This window comes from Streptomyces sp. NPDC056738 (assembly GCF_042790435.1).
Taxonomy (GTDB): Bacteria; Actinomycetota; Actinomycetes; order Streptomycetales; family Streptomycetaceae; genus Streptomyces.
Window position 1 is genome coordinate 17,498 of sequence record NZ_JBHTZF010000023.1, and the last position, 26,049, is coordinate 43,546.

Here is a 26,049-nt window from a genome sequence, read left to right on the forward strand (position 1 = left end):
GATGGAAACCTCCAGGGTCTTTTGCGGGGGCGGGTGTTGGGCCAGAATCTACGCGCGTCGTCACCCCCGTCCACGAGGAGTTCGTGCCATGCCGTTGAATCGCCGGAAGTTTCTGAAGGAGTCCGCCGTGACCGGTGCGGGGGTGGCGCTCGCGGGTGTGGGTGCGGCTCCGGTGGCGCAGGCCGCGGAGGGGTCGAAGGGGGGCCGGCCGGTGAAGCGGTACGAGCTGACGGTGATGGGGACGACCGATCTGCACGGTCATGTCTTCAACTGGGACTACTTCAAGGACGCGGAGTACTCGGACAAGGCGGGCAACGCGCAGGGTCTGGCGCGGATCTCGACGCTGGTGAACGAGATCCGTGCGGAGAAGGGGCGTTGCAACACGCTGCTGCTGGACGCGGGTGACACGATCCAGGGCACTCCGTTGACGTATTACTACGCGAAGGTGGATCCGATCACCGCCAAGGGTGGTCCGGTGCATCCGATGGCGCAGGCGATGAACGCGATCGGCTATGACGCGGTGGCGCTGGGGAACCACGAGTTCAACTATGGGATCGAGACGCTGCGGAAGTTCGAGTCGCAGTGCCGTTTCCCGTTGCTGGGTGCGAACGCGCTGGACGCGAAGACGCTGAAGCCGGCGTTTCCGCCGTACTTCATGAAGGAGTTCCGTGTTCATGGGGCTCCGCCGGTGAAGGTGGCGGTGCTGGGGCTGACGAATCCGGGTATCGCGATCTGGGACAAGGCCTACGTGCAGGGGAAGTTGACGTTCCCGGGTCTTGAGGAGCAGGCGGCGAAGTGGGTGCCGAAGCTTCGGTCGATGGGTGCGGACGTGGTGGTCGTGTCGGCGCATTCGGGTACGTCGGGTACGTCGTCGTACGGTGATCAGGTGCCGTACGTGGAGAACTCGGCGGCGCTGGTGGCGCAGCAGGTGCCGGGGATCGACGCGATCCTGGTGGGTCACGCGCACCTGGAGATCCCGGAGCTGAAGGTCACGAACACGGCGACGGGCAAGACGGTGGTGTTGTCGGAGCCGTTGGCGTTCGCGGAGCGGTTGTCGGTGTTCGACTTCGGGCTGGTCTTCGAGAAGGGGCGTTGGCGGGTCGAGTCGGTGGCGGCTTCGGTGCGCAACACGAACTCGGTGGCGGACGATCCGAAGATCACGCGGCTGCTGAAGGACGAGCACGATCTGGTGGTGGCGTACGTCAACCAGGTGGTGGGTACGGCGACGGACACGCTGACGACGGTGGAGGCGCGTTACAAGGACGCTCCGATCATCGATCTGATCACGAAGGTCCAGGAGGATGTGGTGCGGGCGGCGCTGGTGGGGACGCAGTACGCGTCGTTGCCGGTGATCGCGCAGGCTTCGCCGTTCTCGCGGACGTCGGAGATCCCGGCCGGTGATGTGACGATCCGGGATCTGTCGAGTCTGTACGTGTACGACAACACGCTGGTGGCGAAGGTGCTGACGGGTGCGCAGGTCCGTGCGTACCTGGAGTACTCGGCGAACTATTTCGTGCAGACGGCCGTGGGTGCGGTGGTCGACACGGAGAAGCTGACGAACGCGAACGGTCGCCCGGACTACAACTACGACTATGTGTCGGGTCTTCAGTACGACATCGACATCGCGCAGGCGGAGGGTTCGCGGATCAAGAATCTGACGTACCAGGGTGCGCCGTTGGCCGATGCTCAGCAGTTCGTGTTCGCGGTGAACAACTACCGTGCCAATGGCGGTGGCGCGTTCCCGCATGTCGCCACGGCGACCGAGGTGTGGTCGGAGTCGACGGAGATCCGGACGCGGATCGCGGAGTGGGTCACGGCGAAGGGTGTGCTGGACCCGAAGGACTTCGCGTCGGTGGACTGGAAGTTGACGCGTGAGGGTGTGCCCGTGTTCTAGGGCGTTCTTGGTTCAGGTGTGCGGCGTCGGCGCGGTTTTTTCGCGTCGGCGCCGTTTGTCTTGGGCGGGTGGCGGGGGTGGTCCGGGGATTTCGGGCCGGTGTGTGAACCGTTGGGCGGGGCTCGTCCGATGAGGGGATGTGGGGGTGGGCCTCATCGCCCTTCGACGAGGGGGATGAGCGGGACCAGGCGGGTGAGGGGTCGGGGTTCCTGGCGGGCGGCGGGGACGCGGGGGGTGTGTTCGAGGCCGAAGGTGGTGAAGGCGGTGCGGCCGGGGAGCGGGTAGGGGTCTTTGCCGGTGAGGGAGTTGAGGATGGTCGCGCTGCGCCAGGCGGCGAGGCCGAGGTCGGGGGTGCCGACGCCGTGGGTGTGGAGTTCGGCGTTCTGGACGTAGACGCGGCCGGTGACGGTGGGGTCGAGGACGAGGCGGAACTGGTCGTCGATGTCGGGGCGTGCGGCGTTGTCGCGGCGGAGGTAGGGGTCGAGTCCGGCGAGGAGGGGGGCGATGGGGCGTTCGCGGTAGCCGGTGGCGAGGACGACGGCGTTGGTGGTGAGGCGGGAGCGGGTGCCCTGCTGGACGTGTTCGAGGTGGAGTTCGATCTTGGTGGTGGCGATGCGTCCGGCGGTGCGGACGGTGACGGCGGGGGTGAGGACGGCGTCGGGCCAGCCGCCGTGGAGGGTGCGGCGGTAGAGCTCGTCGTGGATGGCGGCGATGGTGTCGGCGTCGATGCCCTTGTGGAGTTGCCACTGCGCGGCGAGGAGGCGGTCGCGGACGGGTTCGGTGAGGGCGTGGAAGTAGCGGGTGTAGTCGGGGGTGAAGTGTTCGAGGCCGAGTTTGGAGTACTCCATGGGGGCGAAGGCCTCGGTGCGGGCGAGCCAGTGGATCTTTTCTTTTCCGGTGGGGCGGTTGCGGAGGAGGTCGAGGAAGACCTCGGCTCCGGACTGGCCGGCGCCGATGACGGTGATGTGGTCGGCGGTGAGGAATCGGTCGCGGTGTTTGAGGTAGTCGGCGGCATGGATGACGGGTGCGTCGGGGGCTTCGACGAGTGGTTTGAGGGGTTCGGGGATGTGGGGGGCGGTGCCGACGCCGAGGACGATGTTGCGGGTGTGGGTGCGGCCGAGGGCCTGTGCCTGGCCGTGGGCGTCGAGGCGGGTGAAGTCGACTTCGAAGAGGTCGTGTTCGGGGTTCCAGCGGACGGTGTCGACCTGGTGGGCGAAGCGGAGTCCGGGGAGGTTGTCGGCGACCCAGCGGCAGTAGGCGTCGTATTCGGCGCGTTGGATGTGGAAGCGCTCGGCGAAGTAGAAGGGGAAGAGGCGGTCGCGGTCCTTGAGGTAGTTGAGGAAGGACCAGGGGCTGGTGGGGTGGGCGAGGGTGACGAGGTCGGCGAGGAAGGGGACTTGGAGGGTGGCGCCGTCGATGAGGAGGCCGGGGTGCCAGTCGAAGCCGGGGCGTTGTTCGTAGAAGACGGTGTCGAGTTCGGTGAGGGGGTGGGCGAGGGCGGCGAGGGAGAGGTTGAAGGGGCCGATGCCGATGCCGACGAGGTCGCGGGGGGTTTCGGCGGTGGGGCGCTGGGGCTGGGGTGTCGGTCTCATCGGGGTGTGTGTCCTTCCACCAGTTTCAGGAGCGTGGCCAGGTCGCCGGGCCGGGTGTGGGGGTTGAGGAGGGTGGCTTTGAGCCAGCGGCGGCCGTCGAGGGTGGCGCGGCCGAGGACGGCGCGGCCTTGGTCGAGGAGGGTGCGGCGTACGGCGGCGACGGTGTCGTCGGTGGCGCCTTCGGGCCGGAAGAGAACCGTGCTGATGACGGGGTGGTCGTAGAGCTCGAGGCCGGGGTGGGCGGCGACGAGGTCGGCGAGTTCGTGGGCGTGGGCGCAGACCTGGTCGACGAGGTTTCCGATGCCGTGGCGTCCGAGGGTCTTGAGGGTGACGGCGATCTTGAGGATGTCGGGGCGGCGGGTGGTGCGCAGGGAGCGGCCGAGGAGGTCGGGGTGGCCGGCTTCGGTGTCGTCGTCGGCGTTGAGGTAGTCGGCGCGGTGGCCGAGGGGGGTGAGGTCGGTGGGGTCGCGTACGGCGAGGAGTCCGGCGGCGACGGGTTGCCAGCCGAGTTTGTGCAGGTCGAGGGTGACGGTGTCGGCGCGGGTGAGTCCGTCGAGTTTGGGGCGGTGCCGGTCGCTGAAGAGGAGGCCTCCGCCGTAGGCGGCGTCGATGTGGAGGCGGGCGCCGTGGGTGGCGCAGAGGTCGGCGATCTCGGGCAGTGGGTCGATGAGTCCGGCGTCGGTGGTGCCGGCGGTGGCGGCGACGAGGTGGGGGCCGCGCAGTTCGGTGAGGGCGCTGTCGAGGGCGGCGGGGTCGAGGGTGCCGGCGGGTGAGGGGAGGACGACGGGTTCGGGGAGGCCGAGGAGCCAGGCGGCGCGCTGGAGGGAGTGGTGGGCTCCGGCCGCGCAGACGAGTTGGATGCCGTGGTGTTTCTCGCGGGCGAGGAGGAGGGCGAGTTGGTTCGATTCGGTGCCGCCGGTGGTGATGAGGGCGTCGCTGTGTGCGTCCGGGGTGGGTGCGGTGTCCGGGTCGCCGTAGACGAGGTGGGCGAGGGTCCGGGTGAGGACCGCTTCGAGTTCGGATGCGGCGGGGGCCTGGTCCCAGGAGTCGAGGGACGGGTTGAGTGCGGAGGCCGCGAGGTCGGCGGCGGTGGCGACGGCGAGGGGCGGGCAGTGCAGGTGGGCCGCGCACAGGGGGTCGGCGGGGTCGGCGGCGCCTTCGGCGAGGGCGCGGACGAGGGTGTGCAGGGCGTCGGGGGTGCCGTGCGGGGGCAGGGGGTCGCCGAGGGCTGTGCGCAGGCGTTCGGCGACGCGTTCGGGGCCTCCGGCGGGGAGGGGCCCTCCACGGGCGGCGCTGCCTTCGGCGAGCGCGTGCAGGACGGTGTCGAGCAACGGCCGCAGTGCGTCGGGGCCTTCGGGGCCTGAGGCGAGGGGCGGCGTGCTCATGGGTGTCCTCCGATGGACGTGCGGCGGGTCCTTCCCGGCGTGTACGTGTTTTGGGCAGGTGCGCCCGCCAAGGAGAACGATTCGGCCCCGGCGGGGGTACTGCCGTACGGAGGATTTGTGTGAACGGGACCGGAGACGCCGGACGCCGGATCGCCGCGCGCTGGAGGGGGACACCGGGCCCCGAACCGCTGCGCGGGCAGGGGTGACGCCGGACGCCCGACCGCGGCGCGGGACCGGAGACGCCGGACGCCGGATCGCCGCGTGGGGCGGCGTCCGGCGTCCGGGTTCGCTGGGGTGGGCCCGGGTCGGTGCCGGGTCCGGTGGTTAGGCCTGTCGTACCCGCAGTGCGCGGGCGAGGTCGTCGAGTTGGTCGGCGAGCTTGCGGCGCAGGGCCGGGATGGGGTCGGCCTCGTTCAGGCAGTTCTCGCCGAGGGCGAGGGTCTCCGGGGTGACGGCGCCGGCGGGGAAGGCCCAGCGGCCGGCGGCTTCGGCGATGGCGGGGCCGCGTCGTTCGGCGAGGGCCACGGCGTCGGGCCAGTACCGCTCGACGTACTCGCGGACGAGGTCGGCCTGTTCGGGCTGCCAGAAGCCCTGGGCGGTGGCGGTGAACAGGTAGTTGGAGAGGTCGTCGGTGGCGAACATGGCGTCCCAGGCGGCGCGCTTGGCCTGGGGGTCGGGCAGTGCGGCGCGGCAGCGGGCGGCGCCCTCCTGGCCGGTGGCGCTGGGGTCCTGGACGAGTTCGGCGTCGATGACGGCGTCGTCGACGGCGCCGAGGACGCTGAGCCGGGCGAGGATGCGCCAGCGCAGTTCGGGGTCGAGTTCGGGGCCGCCGGGGACGGTGCCCTCGGAGAACCAGGCGCTGATGGTGTCGGGGTGGACGGCGACGTCGATGAGGTGGCGTACGGCGGTGAGGCGCAGGCCGGGGTGGGAGCCGTCCTCGGTGCGGCGGATGAGGTCGCGGCACAGGTCGGTGAGGGTGGTGAGGGCGATGGGCCGCTGCTCGGGGCTGAGGTAGCGGTCGGCGACGTGGGCGGCGGCGAAGGTCAGGACGCCCTGGACGACGGCGAGGTCGGTCTCGCGCGGCAGGTGGGTGCGGGCGGTCTCGATGTAGTCCGCGGCGGGCAGTTCGCCGTCGCGTACGGCGTCGCGCAGGGCGTTCCAGACGACGGCCCGGGTGAGGGCGTCGGGGAGGCCTCCGAGGGCGGCTCGTACGGTCTGGAAGGACTTGGCGTCGAAGCGGACCTTGGCGTAGGTGAGGTCGCCGTCGTTGAGGAGGAGCAGGTCGGGGCGGCGGCCGGGCCTGGGGGCGCCGGTGTCGCCCTGGGGGACGTCGAGTTCGAAGCGTTCGCGCAGGACGAGCCGGTCGACCTCGCCGGGGACGGTGTCGTAGGCGCCGACGGCGATGCGGTGGGGGCGGCTGCCGTCGTGGTCGACGGTGAGGTGCCACTGTCCGTCGGCTTCGGTGATCTCGGGCCGGAGGGTGTCGACGCCGGTGGTGCGCAGCCAGGCGTCGGCCCAGGCGTGGACGTCGCGTTCGGTGGCGGAGGCGAGGTTGTCGATGAAGTCGGCGAGGGTGGCGTTGGCGAACTTGTGGCGGGCGAAGTGGGTGTTGATGCCCGCGAGGAAGTCCTTCTCGCCGAGCCAGGTGACGAGCTGGCGCAGGGCGGAGGCGCCCTTGGCGTAGGAGATGCCGTCGAAGTTGAGCATGGCGGACGCGGTGTCGGGGACGGCGTCCGGGTCGGGGGCGACGGGGTGGGTGGAGGGGCGCTGGTCGGCGTCGTAGCCCCAGGACTTGCGGGCGACGCCGAAGTCGACCCAGGTGTCGGTGAAGCGGGTGGCTTCGGTGAGGGTCTGGTAGCCCATGTACTCGGCGAAGGACTCGTTGAGCCAGATGTCGTCCCACCAGCGCAGGGTGACGAGGTCGCCGAACCACATGTGGGCCATCTCGTGGGCGATGACCATGGCGCGGGTCTGCCGCTCGGTGTCGGTGACGGCGGAGCGGTAGACGAATTCGTCGCGGAAGGTGACGAGTCCGGGGTTCTCCATGGCACCGGCGTTGAACTCGGGGACGAACGCCTGGTCGTAGGAGTCGAAGGGGTAGGGCTCGTCGAACTTCTCGTGGTAGCGGTCGAAGCAGGCGCGGGTGACGTCGAGGATTTCGTCGGCGTCGGCGTCGAGGTAGGGGGCCAGCGAGCGGCGGCAGTGGAGGCCGAAGGGCAGGCCGGCGTGTTCGGTGCGGACCGAGTGCCAGGGGCCGGCGGCGACGGCGACGAGGTAGGTGGAGATGAGGGGGGTGGGGGCGGCCTGCCAGCGGCCGTCTCCGAGGTGTTCGGTGACGCCGTTGGCGAGGACGGTCCAGCCTTCGGGGGCGGTGACGGAGAGTTCGAAGACGGACTTGAGGTCGGGCTGGTCGAAGGCGGCGAAGACGCGCTGGACGTCTTCCATGAAGAGCTGGGTGTAGAGGTAGGTCTCGCCGTCGGTGGGGTCGGTGAAGCGGTGCATGCCCTCCCCAGTGCGGGAGTAGCGCATGGAGGCGTCGACGCGCAGTTCGTGCTCGCCGGCGGTGAGTCCCTTGAGGGGCAGCCGGTTCTCGTCCAGGGTCTCGGGGTCGAGGGGCCGGCCGTCCAGGGTGACGGAGCGCAGTTCGGCGGGCTTCAGCTCGACGAAGGTGTCCGCGTCGGTGCGGGCGGTGAACCGGATGACGGTCAGGGAGTCGAAGGTGTCGTCCCCTCCTGTCAGATCGAGTTCGATCCCGTAGTGGTGGACGTCGAGGAGCTTGGCACGGGTCTGCGCTTCGTCGCGCGTCAGTACGGACATGAGGCCATGCTGCCCGATGGCGCGGGTCGGGACACAGGGGTGGTGCGGTATGTACGCTCTGCGCATTTCCGGTCGCGGGGCGCGGTCGCGGCGTGCCGTGGGGCGGTCGCCGCACGGCCGGGCAGCGGTCGTCGCACGGCCGGGAGCCGGTCGCGGTGCGGCTGGGGGGCGGCCGGGGCGCGGTCACGGCGCGGCCGGGGTGGGCACGGGCCGGCGGCGGGACGGCGCCCCGCCCCTGTCACTCCCCCGTGTCGGAGGTGCCGCCGGCGTCGTCGGCGATGCGCTCGTGGTGCCGGATGACCTCGGCGATGATGAAGTTCAGCAGCTTCTCCGCGAAGGCCGGATCCAGCTTGGCGCTCTCGGCGAGGCGGCGCAGCCGGGCGATCTGGTGGGCCTCGCGGGAGGGGTCGGCGGGCGGGAGCTGGTGGGCGGCCTTGAGGTGGCCGACCTGCTGGGTGCACTTGAAGCGTTCGGCGAGCATGTGGACGACGGCGGCGTCGATGTTGTCGATGCTGTCGCGCAGCCGGGCCAGTTCCGTGCTGACGTCGGGGCCGGCTTCCTGGGGCTTGCTGGTGGTCATGACAGCCAACCCTACGTGGCTCGTGGGGGCCGGGTCCTGAGGGGAGGGCGTGCGCGGTCGCCCGCGACCGGGGTCGCGGGCGCCGCGTTCACGGCCGTACGGGATCCGTTTTCACGGGCCGTGCGGGATCAGAGTCCGGCAGCCGCCCTGGCTATGTCGGCGGCGAAGGTCGAGACCTCGCTGTAGACGCCGGGGTAGCCGGGCTCGGCGCAGCCCTCGCCCCAGCTCACGATGCCGACCTGGAGGTAGGCGCCGGTGTCGTCCTTGCGGAACATGGGTCCGCCGGAGTCTCCCTGGCAGGTGTCGACGCCGCCCTGGGCGACGAATCCGGCGCAGATCTCGTCGCCGGGGACGAGGTCGCTGCCGTAGGCCTGCTGGCAGGTGGCGTCGTCGACGAAGGGGACGGTGGCCTTGAGGAGGTAGCGCTGCTGTCCGCCGCCTTCGCGGGTGGCGCCCCAGCCGGCGACGGTGAAGTTGCCGTTGTTGTAGGCGGTGTTGGTGGCGATCTTCAGGGTGGGCAGGGCGATGGGCCTGGCGAGCTTGATGAGGGCCCAGTCCTTGCCCTTGCCGTTGTAGCCGGGGGCCTGGAGCACCTTGGTGGACTTGACCTTGACGGCGCTGCTGCTCTGGAGGTCGACGACGCCGGCGGTGGCGGTGATGGAGGTGTTGGTGCCGGAGCCGTTCACGCAGTGTGCGGCGGTCAGGACGATGCTCTGGGTGTAGAGGGCGCCGCCGCAGCCCATGGAGAGGCGGACCATGAAGGGGAATTCGCCCTGGGCGGCGCGTGTCCCGCCGACGACGGGTGCGGGTGCGGCGTGTGCGGTCAGCGGCTGGAGGGACACGGTGGCGAGGGCGACCGCGGCGACGGCGAGCAGTCTTCTGATGACGCCGTACTTCCTGGGAGACTTCAACGCGCTTCCTTTCGTGGGGGGTTGTCCGCGAGGCGGGCGCGCGGGGACATGCACGGGAAAACCGTCCATGGCATGCACCTGCCAAGCTGGTGGGGATTATGGGGACCAGCCGCGGCACCGGGCAAGAGCCGCATTCCGGCCAGTCGCGCCCTCCCTCAGCCCTCCCCCGCCCCGCTGCGCCGCCCGGCTCCCCCGCCACCGGGCGGAACCCCGCCTACAGTGGAGAGGAGTTCCGGCGTCTTCTGGGGGTGCGGGCGTGGCGAACGGCGGACCGGTCGAGCACGGCTACCCGCATCTGGACACGGTGCGGGCATCGGTCACCGCGCTGTACAAGCGGCTCTCGTACGACACCGTCCACACCTTCGCGACCAGCGTGGCGCCCGCCGACGTGGCGTTCGCGGACATCGACGACCTGCATCTGGGCGCCCAGCGCGTCGCCCGCGAGATGGTGCGGCACTACCGGCTGCCGGACGCCCGGATGATCGTCGGCTTCCGCGAGATGACCCACGCGGCGCACGTCGAACTCGCGGCGGGGCCCGAGTACTTCATCGAACTCAACGACCGCTTCCGCACCCATCGCCGGGACATCGGCGCCGCCCTCGCCCACGAGGTGATGCACGTCTATCTGCACCGCCTGGACCTCTCGTTCCCCGGCACCCGCGACACCGAGATCCTCACCGACACCGCCGCGGCCTATCTCGGCGCGGGCTGGCTCCTCCTCGACGCCTACCGCGAGGACGGCGCCTCCTCGCAGAAGCTCGGCTATCTGACTCCCGAGGAGTTCGGCTACGTCCTCGCCAAGCGCGCCCTGGTCTTCGACGAGGACCCCTCGGTGTGGTTCACCAGCCCGCAGGCGTTCACCGCGTACACCAAGGGCATGGAACTGGCCCTGCGGGACGGACGGCAACCCCCGCTGACCGCGGCCGGCTGGGCGGGCCGCCGCCGCTACGCAAGGGACCGCAGGCACGCCTTGGACCATCACATCCCCGACCACTCCGGCGTCCCCTACGCGTTCGCGCCCGACGACCGCGGACCGCTGCGCGTCTCCTTCCCGTGCCCGACCTGCCATCAGCGCATCCGGGTGCCGGTCCGGGGCCGGGTGCGGGCGCGGTGCGCGCTGTGCCGGACGGTGCTGGAGTGCGACACCTAGGCGCCGGACGGGCCCTGGGGCGTGTCCGCAAAGCCTCGCCTGCCCGCCGCCCCGCGCGTGCGCCGTTCGTGGCACCGGCGGGCGGGACGGGTGAGGCAGAACACCCCGAAAGCCTTTGCCTCGCGCGTCGGTGCCGAGCGAGGGTCGAAGGATGAGCACGAACGACCCGACCGCACTCCTCTTCCCCGCCGTGTACGAGGGGGACGAGGACGCGGTCGTACGGCTGCTGCGCGCCGGGGTGAGCCCGGAGGCGGTCGACGAGGACGGCCAGAGCGCCCTGTACCTGGCCGCGGTGAGCGACCGTCCCGGAGTCGTACGGCTGCTGCTGGCGGCCGGTGCCGAGCCCGACCGGCTCAGCCTGGGCACGGACGCTCCCCTGTGCGGCGCCGCCTGCGGCGGTCACACGGAGGTGGTGCGCGCGCTGCTCGCGGCCGGGGCGTACCCGGACACGGTGGAGGCGTTCGGTTTCACCGCGCTGACCTGGGCGCTGCGGCGCGGGCACACCGCCGTCGCGGAGGCGCTCCTGGCGGCGGGCGCGGACCCCGGCAGGCCCGGGCCCGCGGGCGAGCCCCCGCTGGTGACGGCCGCGCACCGGGGCTCGGCCGGCTGCGTACGGGCTCTGCTCGCGCACGGGGCGGGCGCGCGGGGCGAGGCGTTGGCGGAGGCCCGCCGGCTGATCGGCGTCGGTGTCGAGGCCGAGCTGCGGGAGGGCCTGGCCCGCACGCACGGCGCCGGCCACGCGTCGGTCACCCACCGGCATCCGTCGCCCGAGGGCGTCACCGTCGAGGTCCAGCTCCTGGACGAGCGGGGCAGGCCGTTCGCGGGCGACGACCTGGAGACCGGTCACGCGGAGATCGTCACCCTGCTGAAGGCGAGCACGACCCGGCCCGGGCACTGAGCCCGGACGGCTCCGCGAGCGGTACGACCGCGCCTACCGCGCCCCGTACACCGCGCCCGGAGTCGCGGCCCGTGTCAGCAGTTCACGGGCCGTCTCGCCCGCCTCCGCCGGGGTCCGGCGGGCTCCCTTGTCGGCGCTCGGGCCCGGCCGCCAGCCCTCCATGACCGTGATGCGGCCGCCCTCGGTCTCGAAGACCCGGCCGGTGACGCCGGCGCTGGCCGCCGATCCGAGCCAGACGACCAGCGGCGAGACGTTGCCGGGGTCCATGGCGTCGAATCCGCTGTCGGGGGCGGTCATCGTGTCGGCGAAGGCGCGCTCGGTCATCCGGGTGCGGGCGGCCGGGGCGATGGCGTTGACCTGGATGCCGTGGCGTTCCATCTCGGCCGCCGCGACCAGCGTGAGAGCGACGATGCCGGCCTTGGCGGCGCTGTAGTTGCCCTGGCCGACGGAGCCGAGCAGGCCCGCGCCGCTGCTGGTGTTGACGACTCTGGCGTCGGGCGTGCGGCCCGCCTTGGCCTCGGCGCGCCAGTGCGCCGCCGCCTGTCGGAGCGGCAGGAAGTGCCCCTTCAGGTGGACCCGCATCACGGCGTCCCAGTCGTCCTCGTCGAGGTTGACCAGCATGCGGTCGCGGAGGAATCCGGCGTTGTTGACGAGGGTGTCGAGACGCCCGTACGTGTCCAGCGCGGCGCGGACGAGGGACGCGGCGCCCTCGGCCGTCGCGATGTCGCCGCCGTGGGCCACCGCCTCGCCGCCCGCCGCGCGGATCTCCTCGGCCACCTGGCGGGCCGGGCTGTCCGCCGCGGGGGCGCCGTCGAGGCCGACGCCGAGGTCGTTGACCACGAGCCGGGCGCCCTCGGCCGCGTACGCCAGCGCGTGCGCCCTGCCGAGCCCGCGGCCCGCGCCGGTGACGATCACGACCCGCCCCTCGCACAGCAGTGGTGCGCTCATCGTGTCTCTCCTGACCGGTCCTTGTCGGCGGTGGCGGCGTCGAGGAAGGCGGGCCGCTCGCCGCCTCCGTGGACGAGGACGGAGGCGCCGCTGATGTAGGCGGCGGCGTCGGAGGCGAGGAAGACGGCGGCGGCGCCGACGTCCGAGGGCCGGGCGAAGCGGCCCAGCGGGACGGTGCGGGCGACGGCGGCGAGGCCGTCCTCGCCGCCGTAGTGCAGATGGGCGAGTTCGGTGCGGACCATGCCGACGACCAGGGTGTTGACGCGGATCTCCGGCGCCCATTCGACGGCCATCGAGCGGGCCAGGTTCTCCAGTCCCGCCTTGGCGGCGCCGTAGGCGGCGGTGCCGGGCGAGGGGCGTGAGCCGCTCACGCTGCCGATCATCACGATCGAGCCCCGGGTCCGTCTGAGGTGGTCGCGGGCCGCGATCGACGCGGTGAGGGGAGCGATGAGGTTGAGCTCGACGACCCGGGCGTGCCGTTCGGCGTCCGCGTCGGCGAGCGGGCGGTGGGGGGTGCCGCCCGCGTTGTTGACCAGGACGTCGAGCCGGGGCAGGGCGTCGAAGAAGGCGCGTACCGCTGCCGCGTCGCGCAGGTCGAGGGGGACGAAGTCGGCCTTGCCGAGGGGGATTTCGGGCGGCCGTCGGGCGCAGACGACGACGTGGGCGCCGGCTCGCTGAAAGGCGCGGGTGATGCCCGCCCCGACGCCTCGGGTGCCGCCGGTGACGACGACGGTCCGGCCGTCGAGGTCCGGCGTCGCGTCGGACCGGGGCACGGCGTCAGGGTTGCCCGGAGTGCTGGGCCGGTTCGTGGTGTCCGGGTTGTCCACAGGGCCTCCCGCGCGGCCGCGATCGCTGCTAGCTTCGCATCACACCTAACAAACGTTTGGTGGAAAGGTAGCTGATGCGGCCATGGGTGTCTCCACCTCGTCCCCGGAAAAGGGGATTTCCGTCGTCACGGTCGACTTCCCGCCGGTGAACGCGCTGCCGGTGCGCGGTTGGTTCGCTCTTGCCGACGCGGTGCGCGCGGCGTGCGCCGATCCGGGGGTCCGCTGTGTGGTCCTCGGAGCGGAGGGGCGCGGGTTCAACGCGGGCGTCGACATCAAGGAGCTGCAGCGCGACCCCACCGGCGGGGGCGCGCTGATCGGCGCCAACCGCGGCTGCGCTGAGGCCTTCGCCGCGGTGTACGAGTGCGAGGTGCCCGTGGTGGCCGCGGTGCACGGTTTCTGTCTGGGCGGCGGCGTCGGGCTCGTGGGGAACGCGGACGCGATCGTGGCGAGCGAGGACGCGGTCTTCGGGCTGCCCGAGCTGGACCGCGGGGCGCTGGGGGCGGCCACACACCTGTCCCGTCTCGTCCCCCCGCATCTGATGCGGGTCCTGTACTTCACCTCGCGGACGGTGACGGCGGCCGAGCTGCGCGCTCACGGTTCGGTGTGGCGGGTCGTGCCGCGCGAGGAGCTGCGGTCCGCGGCGCTGGAGCTGGCGCGCGAGATAGCGGCCAAGGACGGGCAGCTCGTCCGGCTCGCCAAGGCCGCGATCAACGGCATCGATCCCGTCGACGTGCGCCGCAGCTACCGCTTCGAGCAGGGCTTCACGTTCGAGGCCTCGCTCGCCGGTGTGGCCGCGCGCGTCCGTGACACCTTCGGCAAGGGGGACCCGGGTGAGTGACAAGACCATGTCGGCGCGGGACGTCGTCGGCCGGCTGGAGAGCGGGATGACGCTCGGCATCGGCGGCTGGGGCTCGCGCCGCAAGCCGATGGCCCTGGTGAGAGCGTTGCTCGACAGCGAGATCACCGATCTGACGGTCGTGTCGTACGGCGGCCCGGACGTCGGTCTGCTCGCCGCGGCGGGCCGGATCCGCACCCTGGTGACCGCCTTCGTGACGCTCGACTCCGTTCCGCTCGAACCCCACTACCGCGCGGCCCGCGAGCGTGGCGCGTTCGAGCTGAGGGAGGTGGACGAGGCGATGTTCATGTGGGGGCTGCACGCGGCGGCGAACCGGCTGCCGTTCCTGCCGGTGCGGGCCGGGCTCGGCTCGGACGTGATGCGGGTCGATCCGAGTCTGCGGACGGTGACTTCGCCGTATCCGGACCCGGTCTCGGGCATCCCGGAGGAGCTCGTCGCCATGCCGGCGCTGCGCCTGGACGCGGCCCTGGTCCACATGAACCGGGCGGACCGGGCGGGCAACGGCCAGTATCTGGGCCCCGACCCGTACTTCGACGACCTGTTCTGCGAGGCGGCGGACGCGGCGTACGTCTCCTGCGAGCGGATCGTCGACACGGCGGAGCTGACCAAGGAGGCGGCGCCGCAGACGCTGGTGCTCCAGCGGTCGTCGGTGACCGGCGTGGTGGAGACGCCGAACGGGGCGCACTTCACCTCGTGCGTCCCTGACTACGGACGCGACGAGGCCTTCCAGAAGCTGTACGCGACCACGCCGTACGCCGAGTTCGCCGAGCGGTTCCTCGGCGGCGGGGAGCACGGCTATCAGAACGCGGTGCGGGACTGGCGGGCGGAGCGGGAGCGGTGAACGGGCAAGCAGCGGGAGCGGTGAACGGGACGGGGTGGGAGCGGTGAACGGGGCGGGAGCGGGAGCGATGGACGGGAAGGGGCGGGAGCGGTGAGCGTCACCCGAGCCGAGTACTGCGTGATCGCGTGCGCCGAGGCGTGGCGGGGCGACGGAGAGGTGCTCGCCAGTCCGATGGGCCTGATCCCGTCGATCGGCGCCCGGCTGGCCCGGCACACCTTCTCGCCGGATCTGCTGCTGACCGACGGCGAGGCACTGCTCGTCGGTCTCGACGGCACCCCGGAGGGCTGGCTGCCGTACCGCAGGCATCTGACGGCGGTGACCGGCGGACGGCGGCACGTGATGATGGGCGCGAGCCAGATCGACCGGTTCGGCAATCAGAACATCGCGTGCGTCGGCGACTGGTCCCGGCCCCGGCGCCAGTTGCTGGGCGTGCGCGGAGCTCCGGTCAACACACTGAACAATCCGACCAGTTACTGGATCCCCAGACATTCGACCCGGGTGTTCGTGGAGCGGGTCGACATGGTGTGCGGGGTGGGGTACGACCGGGCCGCCGCCGCGGGCCCGAGCGCCACCCGCTTCCACCGCCTCCCCCGGGTGGTGACCGATCTGGCGGTCCTCGACTTCGCGACGCCGGACCGCTCGATGCGGCTGGTGTCCGTCCATCCGGGGGTGAGCGTCGAGCAGGTGGAGGAGGCGACGGGTTTCGGGCTGAGCGTGCCGGAGGATGTGCCGTTCACCCGTGAGCCGAGCGCGCGGGAGCTGGAGCTGATCCGCACGGTGATCGACCCGGCGGGCCGGCGGGAGCAGGAGGTGCCCGATCCGCGGGGCGCCCCGGCGGGCGGTCCGGGCGGGGGCGGGCGCTGATGGAGACGGCGCTGACCCGGCTCGTCGGCGTCCGGCACCCCGTCGTGCAGACCGGCATGGGCTGGGTGGCGGGGCCCCGTTTGGTCTCGGCGACGGCGAACGCGGGCGCGCTCGGTGTGCTGGCCTCGGCGACGATGACGCTCGATCAGCTCCGTGACGCGGTACGGGAGGTCAAGTCCCGGACGGACCGGCCCTTCGGGGTGAATCTGCGGGCGGACGCCGGGGACGCGGGCGACCGGGTGCGGATCATCGTCGAGGAGGGTGTGCGCGTCGCGTCGTTCGCGCTCGCCCCGTCCCGCGAGCTGATCGCCGGGCTGAAGGAGGCGGGGGTGGTCGTCGTGCCGTCGGTCGGGGCGCGGCGGCACGCGGAGAAGGTGGCCGCGTGGGGTGCCGACGCGGTGATCGTGCAGGGCGGCGAGGGCGGCGGCCACACCGGGGAGGTGGCGACGAGCGTGCTGCTGCCCCAGGTGGTGGATGCCGTGGACATCCCGGTGGTGGCGGCGGGCGGCTTCCACGACGGGCGGGGGCTGGTGGCGGCGCTGGCCTACGGGGCGGCGGGCATCGCGATGGGCACGCGCTTCCTGCTGACCTCGGACTCGACGGTGCCCGACGCGGTGAAGGCGAGGTATCTGGCGGCGACGGTGCGGGACGTGACCGTGACGACGGCCGTGGACGGGCTGCCGCACCGCATGCTGCGCAGTGAGCTCGTCGAGGCGCTGGAGGGGGCGGGGCGTGCCGGGAGGCTGGTCCGGGCGGTGCGCCGGGCCGCCGGGTTCCGGCGTCTGTCCGGGCTCTCCTGGCCGGGGATGATCCGCGACGGTCTGGCCATGAGGCACGGCAGGGATCTGACCTGGAGCCAGGTCCTGCTCGCCGCCAACACCCCGATGCTCCTGAAGGCGTCGATGGTGGACGGCCGGACGGACCTGGGGGTGATGGCGGCGGGCCAGGTGGCGGGCGTGATCGAGGACCTCCCGTCGTGCGCGGAACTGATCGACCGGGTGATGGCGCAGGCCCGGGAAACCCTCAACGCCCTTACGGAACACGGTGATTGAATGCCGGGATGAATCAGTCGATCAGACAACCGTGGGGCCTCAGCGTCTTCGGTGCCGGAAGTGTGCGGGCCGAGCCGCAGTTGGTGCGGATCAAGCTGGCCGTCGACATCCTGGAGCCCTCGCCGGACGAGGCCTTCCAGAAGGCGGGGACAGCGGTGTCCTTGCTGCGTGAGGCGGTGCGCCGGCACGGGATACCGGACGCGTCGGTCTCCGGCTCGAAGCTGAAGCTCAACTCCGAGTACGACGGCTACGGTGCGGGCCGCAAGTTCCTGGGGTACCGCTGCCTGGCGTCGTACACCGTCCAGACCGAAGCGGTCGACGATCTTCAGCAGCTCATCGTGGACATGGTCGACGCCGGCGCCAACCGTGTCGACGACGTCACCTTCGACGTGCTCGACAAGCCCGCGATGCGGGACGAGGCGCGGCGCAGGGCCGTCGCCGCGGCCCGCCGCAAGGCCGAGGTGTACGCGGAGGCCGCGGGCATCGCGCTGGGCCAGGTGCTGCATCTGCAGGACGTGGACGCCGAGTCCTGGGAGTTCCAGGGGCACAGGGGTCACGGCGGTGGCGGTGGCGGCTCGGAGGGTGATCTGGCCCCGGGCATGGTCGAGGTCCACGCCGGTGTCCTGCTGGGGTTCTCACTGGGCGACTGAGTCGTAGTCGTCGGTGCGGCTGGACGGGAGGGGGTCCCGTCCGGCCGCGCGGACCGGGGTGCCTCAGAGGCGTTCGATGATCGTCACGTTGGCCTGGCCGCCGCCCTCGCACATCGTCTGGAGGCCGTAGCGGCCGCCGGTGCGTTCCAGTTCGTGGAGCAGGGTGGTCATGAGCCGGACGCCCGTGGCGCCGAGCGGGTGGCCCAGGGCGATGGCGCCGCCGTTGACGTTGACCTTGCCGGGGTCTGCGCCGGTCTCCTTGAGCCAGGCGAGGACGACGGGGGCGAACGCCTCGTTGATCTCGACGAGGTCGATGTCGGCGAGGGACATGCCGGTCTTCTTCAGGGCGTGGGCGGTGGCCGGGATGGGGGCGGAGAGCATGCGGATGGGGTCCTCGCCGCGTACGGAGAGGTGGTGGACGCGGGCGCGGGGGGTGAGGCCGTGTTCGCGGACGGCCCGTTCGGAGGCGAGCAGCATGGCGGCGGCGCCGTCGGATATCTGGGAGGAGCAGGCGGCGGTGATGGTGCCGCCCTCGACGACCGGCTTGAGAGCGGCCATCTTCTCCAGGGTGGTGTCGCGGCGCGGGCCCTCGTCGGCGGTGACGTCGCCGAGGGCGACGGTCTCGCGGGCGAAGCGGCCCTCGTCGGCGGCGCGGATCGCCCGCTGGTGGGAGCGCAGGGCGAACTCCTCCTGGTCGCGGCGGCTGATGCCCCATTTGGCGGCGATGAGTTCGGCGCCGTGGAACTGGTTGACGGGCTGGTCGCCGTAGCGTGCGCGCCAGCCCTCGCTGCCGGCGAAGGGGCCTTCGGTGAGGCCGAGGGGTTCGGCGGCCTGGCGGGAGGCGAAGGCGATGGGTATCCGGCTCATGTTCTGGACGCCGCCGGCGACGACGAGGTCCTGGGTGCCGGACAGCACGCCCTGGGCGGCGAAGTGCACGGCCTGCTGGGAGGAGCCGCACTGGCGGTCGACGGTGACTCCGGGGACCTCTTCGGGCAGTCCGGCGGCCAGCCAGCTCGTGCGGGCGATGTCGCCGGCCTGCGGTCCGACGGTGTCCAGGCAGCCGAGGACGACGTCGTCGACGGCGGCCGGGTCCACGCCGGAGCGTTCGACGAGGGCCTTGAGCACGTGCGCGGCGAGGTCGGCGGGGTGGACCCCGGAGAGTCCTCCGCCGCGTCGCCCGACGGGGGTGCGGACCGCTTCGACGATGTAGGCCTCGGCCATGACGACTCCCTTGGGGGTGTGGGTGGTTCGCTTACGTCTCCTCGCGGACGGAGATGCCGTCGAGCACCATCGACAGGTACTGGCGGGCGATCTCCTCGGGGCTGTGCTGACCGCCGGGCCGGTACCAGGAGGCGGCGACCCACACGGTGTCGCGCACGAAGCGGTAGGTGAGGCGGATGTCGAGGTCGGCGCGGAAGACCTCGGCGCCGACACCGCGTTCCAGGGTGCTCAGCCAGGCCTTCTCGAAGTTGCGCTGGGACTCGGCGAGGAAGGCGAAGCGTTCCTGGGCGGCGAGGTGGCGGGCTTCCTTCTGGTAGATCGCGACGGCCGCGCGGTGCCGGTCGATCTCGCGGAAGGATTCGGTGACCAGGGCTTCCAGGGTTTCGCGGGGGCCGAGTCCGGCGTCGAGGACGGTGTCGTAGCCGTCCCAGAGTTCGTCGAGGAAGGTCCGCAGGATCTCCTCCAGCATCGATTCCTTGGAGTCGAAGTGGTAGTAGAGGCTGCCGGCGAGCATCCCGGCCTCGTCCGCGATCTTGCGGACGGTGGTGGCGTTGTAGCCCTGTTCGGCGAACACCTCGGCGGCGGTGCCGAGCAGTTCGCGGCGTCGCTCGGGGGTGGCGGTCACCTGGGGCTTCTTCTTCGTAGGCACCGGGTCATTGTCGTCCTAGGCGTGCTGGCTGCTCACGGACACGACCTCGCCGGTGAGGTACGAGGAGTAGCCGGAGGCGAGGAACACGATCACGTTGGCCACCTCCCAGGGTTCGGCGTGGCGGCCGAAGGCCTCGCGGGCGGTGAGTTCTTCGAGCAGTTCGGGGGTGGTGACCTTCACCAGGTGGGGGTGCAGGGCGAGGCTGGGTGAGACGGCGTTGACGCGGACGCCGTAGGTGGCGGCCTCGACGGCGGCGCAGCGGGTCAGGGCCATGACGCCGGCCTTCGCCGCGGCGTAGTGGGCCTGTCCGCTCTGGGCGCGCCAGCCGACGACGGAGGCGTTGTTGACGACGACTCCTCCGCCGCCGTGTTCCCTGAGCCGTACGAGGGCGGCCCGGGTGCAGCGGAAGGTGCCGTTCAAGGTGACGTCGAGGACCCTGGACCACTGTTCGTCGGTCATGTCGACGAGGGACGAGGTGCCGCCGAGGCCGGCGTTGTTGACGACGATGTCCAGTCGGCCGTGGAGGTTCTCGGCGGTGTCGAAGAGGGCCTGGACCTGGTCCTCGGCGGTGACGTCGCAGGGCAGTGCGGCGACCTGGCCGGGTCCGAACTCCGCGACCAGGGTCTCGGCGGACTCCTTGAGCCGGCGGGTGTGGGCGTCGCTGATCAGGACGCGGGCGCCCTCCTCCAGGAACCGGCGCGCGGTGGCTCCGCCGATGCCCGCGCCCGCGGCGGCGGTGATGACGGCGGTGCGGCCCCTCAGCAGTCCGTGGCCGGGTACGTACGCCGGGCTCTCGACGTCACTCATGACTCCAAGCTAACCTACCAAACACTTGTTAGGGAAGCTCCGCCGGAAGGTGCCCCCGATGGATCTCACCCGCTCCCCCGCCGACGAGGCGTTCCGCGCCGAGGCCCGCGCCTGGCTTGACGACCATGTCCCGGCGGTCCCGCTGCCCTCGCTGGAGACCGAGGAGGGCTTCGCGGCGCATCGCGTGTGGGAGGCCGAACTGGCCGCGGACCGCTGGTCGGTGGTGTCGTGGCCGGCCCGGTACGGCGGGCGGGACGCGGACCTCGTGCGCTGGCTGGCGTTCGAGGAGGAGTATCACGCGGCGGGCGCGCCGGGCCGGGTCGGGCAGAACGGCATCAGTCTGCTGGCGCCGACCCTGTTCGAGCACGGCACCGCCGAGCAGCGGGCGCGTGTGCTGCCGTCGATGGCCACGGGCGAGGTGGTCTGGGCCCAGGCCTGGTCCGAGCCCGAGGCGGGCTCCGACCTGGCCTCGCTGAGGTCGCGCGCGGTGCGCGTGGACGGCGGCTGGCTGCTGCGGGGGCACAAGACGTGGTCGTCGCGGGCCGCGTTCGCCGACCGGGCCTTCGGCCTGTTCCGCGATGAGCCGGGCCTGGAGAAACGCCACCAGGGCCTGACGTATCTGATGTTCGACCTGCGCGCGCCGGGTGTGACGGTCCGCCCGATCGGGCGTCTGGACGGCCGGCCGGCCTTCGCGGAGCTGTTCCTGGACGACGTGTTCGTGCCCGACGCGGACGTGATCGGCGAACCGGGGCAGGGCTGGCGGGTGGCGATGTCGACGGCGGGCAACGAACGGGGGCTGACGCTGCGTTCGCCGGGCCGTTTCCTCGCGGCCGCGGACCGGCTGGCCGCGTTGTGGCACACGCACGGCGACCCGTCCGACTCGGCGCTGCGCGACCGGGTGGCCGACGCGGTGATCGGTGCGCGCGCCTACCAGCTCTTCACGTACGCCCACGCCTCCCGGCTGCTCGCAGGGGAGCACCTCGGACCGGAGTCCAGCCTGAACAAGGTGTTCTGGTCGGAGCTCGACATCGCGCTGCACGAGACGGCGCTGGATCTGCTGGGAGCCGAGGGCGAGGCGGCGGACACCGAGTGGTGCGAGGGGTACGTCTTCGCGCTCGCGGGTCCGATCTACGCGGGCACGAACGAGATCCAGCGCGACATCATCGCCGAGCGGCTGCTCGGCCTTCCGAAGGGCCGCCGCTGATGCGTTTCCTCCTGGACGCCGAACAGCGCGCGTTCGCCGCCTCGCTGGACGCGATGCTGGCGGCGGCCGACACGCCGTCGGTGGTGCGCGCGTGGGCGGGCGGCGACCACGCGCCGGGACGTGCCCTGTGGTCGCGGCTGGCCGAGGCGGGCGTGTTCGCGCTGGCGGTCCCGGAGGCGTACGAGGGGGTGGGGCCGCTTCCGGTGGAACTGGCGGTGGCTTTCGTCGAGTTGGGGCGGCACGCGGTGCCGGGTCCGGTGGTGGAGACGGTCGCCGCCGCCGTGCTGCTGGGGGAGCTGAGCGCGCTGGGCGAGCCGGGTCCGGCCGAGCGGCTGCTGCCGGGGCTCGCCTCGGGCAAGAGCCCGGCCACCCTGGTCCTGCCCGACAGCCCCACGCCCGCGGCGGGCGCCTCGCCAGCTTCCGCCGGGCCCACGCCCGACGCGAAGGCAACTCCGTCCGGCGGCCACGCGCCCGACCCGAACCCCGCGGCCCCGTCCGGCGGCCACGCGCCCGACCCCAACCCCGCGACCCCGTCCGGCGGCCACGCGCCCGACCCCAACCCGGCAGCCCTGTCCGGCGGTTACGCGCTCGACGCGGACGCGGCGGTGTCACTCGTGGTGGACCGTGACGGGCTGCGGCTCGTGTCCGGACACGGGCCGGTGCGGGTGTCCGTGGACCGGGCGCGCCGGCTCGCCCGGCCGCAGGACGGCGGCGAACTCCTGGCCGCCGGACCGCAGGTCGCGCACGCCGTGCCGCGGGCGCTGCTCTGGGCCCGGCTCGCCACAGCCGCGCAGGCCCTGGGGGTGGGCCTCGCGCTCCTGGGCCGGACCGTCGACCACGTGGGCCGGCGGACCCAGTTCGGAGTGCCCGTCGGTTCGTTCCAGGCGGTCAAGCACCGGCTCGCGGACGCGCTGCTCGCCCTGGAGTTCGCCCGCCCGCTGCTGTTCGGGGCCGCGCTGTCGATGACACCGGCGGAGGTCGCCGCCGCGAAGGTCAGTGCCTGCGAGGCGGCGTACTCGGCGGCGCGGGCCGCGCTGCAGTTGCACGGCGCGATCGGCTACACGGCCGAGTACGACCTGTCGCTGTGGTTCACCAAGGCCCGTGCCCTGCGGACGGCCTGGGGCACCCCGGCCGAGTGCAGGGCCGAGGCGCTGGCCGGACTCAGTGGTGGCCGTCCTCCCCGCTCGTGAGCTCCCGGTACTCCTCGGCCGTCGGCTTCGCGATCCTGGTGCCGGGCCCGTACAGGGCGCGGGCCAGCCGGGCGCGCAGCCGTGCGGCCGGGCCGACCCGGCGGGCCACGCCGTTGGCGTCGACGAGCGGGCCGACCTCGTAGGGCGGTGCCTGTTCGTGCTGGGTGAGGGTGAACCTCCGGGCCGGGGTGAGGGGTTCGTGGACCTCGATGTACTCGCCGTGCGGCAGCATCTTGATCGTGCCGGTCTCGCGTCCGTGCAGCACCTCGTCGCGGTCGGCGCGTTGCAGCCCCAGGCAGATCCGTTTCGTGACGACGTAGGCGAGCGCGGGCCCGGCGAAGACGGCGACGCGCACGAACCAGGTGATCGCGTTGATCGACAGGTGGAAGTGGGTGGCCCACAGGTCGTTGCCGCCGCCGACGAGCAGGACGGCGTACAGCGTCAGCCAGGCGACGCCGAGCGCGGTGCGGGTGGGCACGTTGCGCGGCCGGTCCAGGATGTGGTGCTCGCGCCGGTCGCCGGTGACCCAGGCCTCGATGAAGGGGTAGGCGGCGATGGCGGCCATGATGAGCGGGAACAGCGCGAAGGGGATGAAGACGCCGAGCTGGAGGGTGTGGCCGAAGGCGTTGATCTCCCATCCCGGCATCACGCGGATGAGTCCTTCGGAGAAGCCGAGGTACCAGTCGGGCTGGGCGCCGGTGGTCACCAGGTCGGGGCGGTAGGGCCCGAACGCCCACACGGGGTTGATGGTGGCGATCGCGCCCATCATCGCCAGGACGCCGAAGACCAGGAAGAAGAACCCGCCGGCCTTGGCCATGTAGACGGGCATGAAGGGCATGCCGACGACCGACTTCTGGTCCTTTCCGGGCCCCGGGTACTGCGTGTGCTTGTGGTAGAAGACCAGGATCAGATGGGCGACGACCAGTCCCAGCATGATGCCCGGCAGCAGCAGGACGTGGATGGGGAAGAACCTCGGGATGATGTCGTGCCCGGGGAACTCCCCGCCGAAGAGGAAGAAGGAGAGGTACGTCCCCACGACGGGAATCGACAGGATGGCGCCGTCGGCGAAGCGGACGCCGGTGCCGGAGAGCAGGTCGTCGGGGAGCGAGTAGCCGGTCAGTCCGGTGATGAGGCCGAGCATCAGCAGGGTCCAGCCGAACAGCCAGTTGACCTCGCGCGGCTTGCGGAACGCTCCGGTGAAGAACACCCGCATCATGTGCACGAGCATCCCGGCGAGGAAGACGAGCGCGGCCCAGTGGTGGATCTGGCGGATCAGCAGTCCGCCGCGCACGTCGAAGCTGATGTCGAGCGTGGACTCGTACGCCCGTGTCATGACGATGCCGTTCAGCGGCCCGTAGGAGCCGTGGTAGACGACCTCGACACCGCTCGGTTCGAAGAACAGGGTGAGATAGACGCCGGTGAGGATCAGGACGAGGAAGCTGTAGAGGCAGACCTCGCCCAGCATGAACGACCAGTGGTCCGGGAAGACCTTGCGCATGTTGGCCTTGGCCAGGGAGTAGACGCCGAGGCGCCCGTCGGCCCAGTCGGCGAGCCGCTCCCCCTTGCCGGTCTCCGGCGCGCGCCGGGCCCGTACGGCCGTGTCGCCCGCCTCGGGCGAAGTGCCGCTCCCGGGTGCCGCGTTCGCCGACGTGCCCGCGGTCCGTCCGGAGTCGATCTCTCGTGCGCCCATTCGCCGCTCCCCTCGGCCCACCAGGGTGGCACGTCGGCCGTTCGAAGCCAACGGGGCGTCATGGGCGGGGTGTTGGGGCGGACCGGGCCGGGGCGGGCGGTGTCCGCACCCCGGCCGTGGTGGGCGGAAGGACGCGTCAGGCCAGGATTCCGCGGGCGCGTGCCGCCGCGAGCCACCGCGGGAACTCCGCGACCAGCCGGTCGTACAGTTCCCCGTCGCTCACCCGGCTCGGATCCGAACCGGCGTGGAAGAAGCCCGCGTTGTCGACGGCCCGCTTGTGCGGCACGGCCAGTTCGTCGAGTCTGCGCAGGAAGTCGAACTGTCTGCTGCCCCGGTCGCCGAACCCGACGAACTGCCAGAACATCGGCAGCCTGGCGGCCTTGCACACATACCGTTCGGCGGCGAGCTTGTTGATCGGTCCCCCGTCGGTCTGGAAGACGACGAGGGCCGGGGCGTCCGAACCGCTGTCGAGATAGTGGTCGATGACGGCGTCCATGGCGAGGTGGTAGCTGGTCCGGCCCATGTGTCCGAGCCCGGCGACGATCCGTTCGATCCGCCCCCGGTGGTTGTCGAGCGCGATGTCGGTGACCGCGTCGACGTCCGTGGAGAAGAAGACGACCGGGACGGTGCCGTCGTCGTCGAGGTGGGCGGACAGGCCGAGCACCCGGTCGGCGAGTGCCTGCACACTGCCGTCGTCGTAGTACGGCTTCATCGACCCCGAGTAGTCCACCACCAGGTACACCGCGGCCCGTTGGCCGCTCAGTCCGTGCTTGGTGAGACTGACTCCGGCGCTCTTGTAGGGACCCACCAGCGCCGGCGCGGTCTCCTCGATCTTGGTGAGGCTGATTCCGGCCATGCGGGCTCCCGTCGTACGAGGACTGCGGAACGCCGAGATTACGTGACCGTCCCGGCACCGTTGCGGCCGCTCCGGAGCGCGGGCACCGGGGTCCCTCCGCGGCGGGTCCGGATCGTGGCCCTGCCGTTCCCCGCGGGCCGGGGGGTTGGATAGTTTGATCACCGCCGTCCCCACCGGCTCACCTTCCCCCCTGTACCCGCGCGTTCCAAGGAGCCGGCCGTGGAGTCCGAGTCCGCCGTCACCACCTGCTACCGCCACCCCAAGGTGGAGTCGCATGTGCGCTGCACCCGTTGCGACCGCTACATATGTCCGAGCTGCATGCGTGAGGCGGCCGTCGGCCATCAGTGCGTGGAGTGCGTGAAGGAGGGCGCGAAGTCCGTCCGGCAGGCCCGCACCGCCTTCGGCGGCCGGATATCGACGGTGCCGGCGGTGACGTACGCCCTCATCGGTCTGAACGTGCTGGCCTACGTGGCCGAACTGCTGCGCTCCTCGGTCGTGGACCGGTTCGCGATGCTCGGCGCGGGGCTCGCGGACTCGGAGGGGGGCCACTACCTCTGGGTCTTCCCCCACCCCTCGTCCTTCCACGCGGAGGGCCTCGTCGACGGGGAGTGGTACCGGCTGCTGACCGGCGCGTTCCTGCATCTGCCGCCCACCGAGGGCACGTTCGGGATCGCCCACATCGTGATGAACATGTTCGCGCTGTGGAACATCGGCCGGATCGTCGAGGCCCAGCTCGGCCGGGTCCGCTACCTCGCGCTGTATCTGCTGTCGGCGCTCGGCGGCTCGGTCCTCGTACTGCTGATCGCTCCGCAGGAGCAGACGATCGGCGCGTCCGGCGCGATCTTCGGCATCGGTGCGGCCTACTACGTGATGGCCCGCCGCGTCGGCGCGGACATGAGCGGCGTCAACCGGTTCATGGCGGGCCTGCTGATCTGGCTCCTGATCTCGGCGGGGCTCACGTCCTGGCAGGGGCACCTGGGCGGGCTGCTGGCGGGCGGGCTCGTGACCGCGGCCTACGCGTACGCTCCCCGCGACCGCCGCCGGACCCTGGTCCAGGCGTCCGTCTGTGTGGGACTGCTCGCCGTGCTGGTGGTCCTGACGGTACTGAAGGTGTCGGCGCTGCGGACGGGAGCGGTGTGACGGGACCGGACACCGGGCCCGCCCACG

Annotated in this window: 23 protein-coding genes; 11 read left to right on the forward strand and 12 right to left on the reverse strand. The window is 71.9% G+C overall.

The window, feature by feature from the left end; translation table 11 throughout:
- Positions 1-88: 88 nt before the first annotated feature.
- Positions 89-1,894 carry a 5'-nucleotidase C-terminal domain-containing protein gene (locus tag ACFRIC_RS38380; RefSeq protein ID WP_382796342.1) on the forward strand — a complete coding sequence of 602 codons (1,806 nt, stop codon included), beginning with the start codon at positions 89-91 and terminating at the stop codon, positions 1,892-1,894.
- A gap of 152 nt (positions 1,895-2,046) precedes the next feature.
- On the opposite strand, the gene ACFRIC_RS38385 is transcribed toward ACFRIC_RS38380, so the two are convergent.
- The 5 genes from ACFRIC_RS38385 to ACFRIC_RS38405 form a co-directional block, all read right to left on the reverse strand.
- Complete coding sequence (locus tag ACFRIC_RS38385) at positions 2,047-3,486, reverse strand: lysine N(6)-hydroxylase/L-ornithine N(5)-oxygenase family protein (protein ID WP_382796214.1); 1,440 nt, start codon at positions 3,484-3,486, stop codon at positions 2,047-2,049.
- Complete coding sequence (locus ACFRIC_RS38390) at positions 3,483-4,871, reverse strand: pyridoxal phosphate-dependent decarboxylase family protein (RefSeq protein WP_382796216.1); 1,389 nt, start codon at positions 4,869-4,871, stop codon at positions 3,483-3,485. Before ACFRIC_RS38390 ends, ACFRIC_RS38385 begins: the two co-directional genes overlap by 4 nt.
- Positions 4,872-5,195: 324 nt before the next feature.
- The gene (gene pepN, locus ACFRIC_RS38395; protein WP_382796217.1) at positions 5,196-7,688 is read right to left on the reverse strand and encodes an aminopeptidase N; all 2,493 of its coding nucleotides are present in this window, start codon (positions 7,686-7,688) and stop codon (positions 5,196-5,198) included.
- Positions 7,689-7,926: 238 nt separating this feature from the next.
- Positions 7,927-8,268: a chorismate mutase gene (locus ACFRIC_RS38400; protein WP_382796218.1), complete on the reverse strand. Its 342-nt coding sequence runs from the start codon at positions 8,266-8,268 to the stop codon at positions 7,927-7,929.
- A 128-nt stretch (positions 8,269-8,396) separates the two neighbouring features.
- Positions 8,397-9,179, reverse strand: coding sequence for a serine protease (locus tag ACFRIC_RS38405; protein WP_382796220.1), 783 nt, complete (start codon positions 9,177-9,179; stop codon positions 8,397-8,399).
- 256 nt (positions 9,180-9,435) lie between these two features.
- Between ACFRIC_RS38405 and ACFRIC_RS38410 the strand changes: the two genes are divergently transcribed.
- Entirely contained in the window at positions 9,436-10,329 is an 894-nt protein-coding gene (locus ACFRIC_RS38410; RefSeq protein WP_382796221.1) for a hypothetical protein, read from the forward strand.
- Between the two features lie 151 nt (positions 10,330-10,480).
- Positions 10,481-11,227 carry an ankyrin repeat domain-containing protein gene (locus ACFRIC_RS38415; RefSeq protein WP_382796223.1) on the forward strand — a complete coding sequence of 249 codons (747 nt, stop codon included), beginning with the start codon at positions 10,481-10,483 and terminating at the stop codon, positions 11,225-11,227.
- Between the two features lie 33 nt (positions 11,228-11,260).
- Here the strand turns inward: ACFRIC_RS38415 and ACFRIC_RS38420 are convergent, their stop codons facing one another.
- Positions 11,261-12,175 (reverse strand): SDR family oxidoreductase, encoded by a 915-nt coding sequence (locus ACFRIC_RS38420; RefSeq protein WP_382796225.1) that lies wholly within the window; start codon positions 12,173-12,175, stop codon positions 11,261-11,263.
- Complete coding sequence (locus tag ACFRIC_RS38425) at positions 12,172-12,948, reverse strand: SDR family oxidoreductase (RefSeq protein ID WP_382796343.1); 777 nt, start codon at positions 12,946-12,948, stop codon at positions 12,172-12,174. Before ACFRIC_RS38425 ends, ACFRIC_RS38420 begins: the two co-directional genes overlap by 4 nt.
- A gap of 136 nt (positions 12,949-13,084) precedes the next feature.
- Here ACFRIC_RS38425 and ACFRIC_RS38430 point away from each other — a divergent pair, with 136 nt between their 5' ends.
- The 5 genes from ACFRIC_RS38430 (at position 13,085) to ACFRIC_RS38450 (ending at position 17,265) form a co-directional block, all read left to right on the forward strand.
- Positions 13,085-13,840 carry an enoyl-CoA hydratase family protein gene (locus ACFRIC_RS38430; protein ID WP_382796227.1) on the forward strand — a complete coding sequence of 252 codons (756 nt, stop codon included), beginning with the start codon at positions 13,085-13,087 and terminating at the stop codon, positions 13,838-13,840.
- A complete protein-coding gene (locus ACFRIC_RS38435; protein ID WP_382796229.1) occupies positions 13,833-14,699 on the forward strand; it encodes a CoA transferase subunit A in 867 nt (288 codons plus the stop codon). Before ACFRIC_RS38430 ends, ACFRIC_RS38435 begins: the two co-directional genes overlap by 8 nt.
- Before the next feature lie 90 nt (positions 14,700-14,789).
- Positions 14,790-15,563, forward strand: coding sequence for a CoA-transferase subunit beta (locus ACFRIC_RS38440; RefSeq protein WP_382796231.1), 774 nt, complete (start codon positions 14,790-14,792; stop codon positions 15,561-15,563).
- Entirely contained in the window at positions 15,563-16,615 is a 1,053-nt protein-coding gene (locus tag ACFRIC_RS38445; protein ID WP_382796232.1) for an NAD(P)H-dependent flavin oxidoreductase, read from the forward strand. The genes ACFRIC_RS38440 and ACFRIC_RS38445 overlap by 1 nt, the downstream gene beginning before the upstream one ends.
- A gap of 8 nt (positions 16,616-16,623) precedes the next feature.
- Entirely contained in the window at positions 16,624-17,265 is a 642-nt protein-coding gene (locus tag ACFRIC_RS38450) for an SIMPL domain-containing protein (protein WP_382796234.1), read from the forward strand.
- 63 nt (positions 17,266-17,328) lie between these two features.
- Here the strand turns inward: ACFRIC_RS38450 and ACFRIC_RS38455 are convergent, their stop codons facing one another.
- Genes ACFRIC_RS38455 through ACFRIC_RS38465 form a run of 3 tightly spaced genes read right to left on the reverse strand, consistent with a single transcriptional unit; the run spans position 17,329 to position 19,942 of the window.
- The gene (locus tag ACFRIC_RS38455) at positions 17,329-18,486 is read right to left on the reverse strand and encodes an acetyl-CoA C-acetyltransferase (protein WP_382796236.1); all 1,158 of its coding nucleotides are present in this window, start codon (positions 18,484-18,486) and stop codon (positions 17,329-17,331) included.
- Between the two features lie 31 nt (positions 18,487-18,517).
- Complete coding sequence (locus ACFRIC_RS38460; protein ID WP_355759943.1) at positions 18,518-19,135, reverse strand: TetR/AcrR family transcriptional regulator; 618 nt, start codon at positions 19,133-19,135, stop codon at positions 18,518-18,520.
- A gap of 15 nt (positions 19,136-19,150) precedes the next feature.
- Positions 19,151-19,942, reverse strand: a complete 792-nt coding sequence (locus tag ACFRIC_RS38465) for an SDR family oxidoreductase (protein WP_382796238.1) — start codon at positions 19,940-19,942, stop codon at positions 19,151-19,153.
- A 58-nt stretch (positions 19,943-20,000) separates the two neighbouring features.
- On the opposite strand from ACFRIC_RS38465, the gene ACFRIC_RS38470 reads away from it, so the two are divergent.
- Positions 20,001-21,146: an acyl-CoA dehydrogenase family protein gene (locus tag ACFRIC_RS38470; protein ID WP_382796240.1), complete on the forward strand. Its 1,146-nt coding sequence runs from the start codon at positions 20,001-20,003 to the stop codon at positions 21,144-21,146.
- Positions 21,146-22,336: an acyl-CoA dehydrogenase family protein gene (locus ACFRIC_RS38475; protein WP_382796241.1), complete on the forward strand. Its 1,191-nt coding sequence runs from the start codon at positions 21,146-21,148 to the stop codon at positions 22,334-22,336. The genes ACFRIC_RS38470 and ACFRIC_RS38475 overlap by 1 nt, the downstream gene beginning before the upstream one ends.
- Here ACFRIC_RS38475 and ACFRIC_RS38480 read toward each other — a convergent pair.
- Positions 22,308-24,026: a cytochrome bc complex cytochrome b subunit gene (locus ACFRIC_RS38480; RefSeq protein WP_382796243.1), complete on the reverse strand. Its 1,719-nt coding sequence runs from the start codon at positions 24,024-24,026 to the stop codon at positions 22,308-22,310. The genes ACFRIC_RS38475 and ACFRIC_RS38480 overlap by 29 nt on opposite strands.
- Before the next feature lie 136 nt (positions 24,027-24,162).
- Complete coding sequence (locus tag ACFRIC_RS38485; protein WP_382796245.1) at positions 24,163-24,882, reverse strand: vWA domain-containing protein; 720 nt, start codon at positions 24,880-24,882, stop codon at positions 24,163-24,165.
- A gap of 219 nt (positions 24,883-25,101) precedes the next feature.
- Here ACFRIC_RS38485 and ACFRIC_RS38490 point away from each other — a divergent pair, with 219 nt between their 5' ends.
- Positions 25,102-26,022 carry a rhomboid family intramembrane serine protease gene (locus ACFRIC_RS38490; RefSeq protein WP_382796247.1) on the forward strand — a complete coding sequence of 307 codons (921 nt, stop codon included), beginning with the start codon at positions 25,102-25,104 and terminating at the stop codon, positions 26,020-26,022.
- Positions 26,023-26,049: the final 27 nt, after the last annotated feature.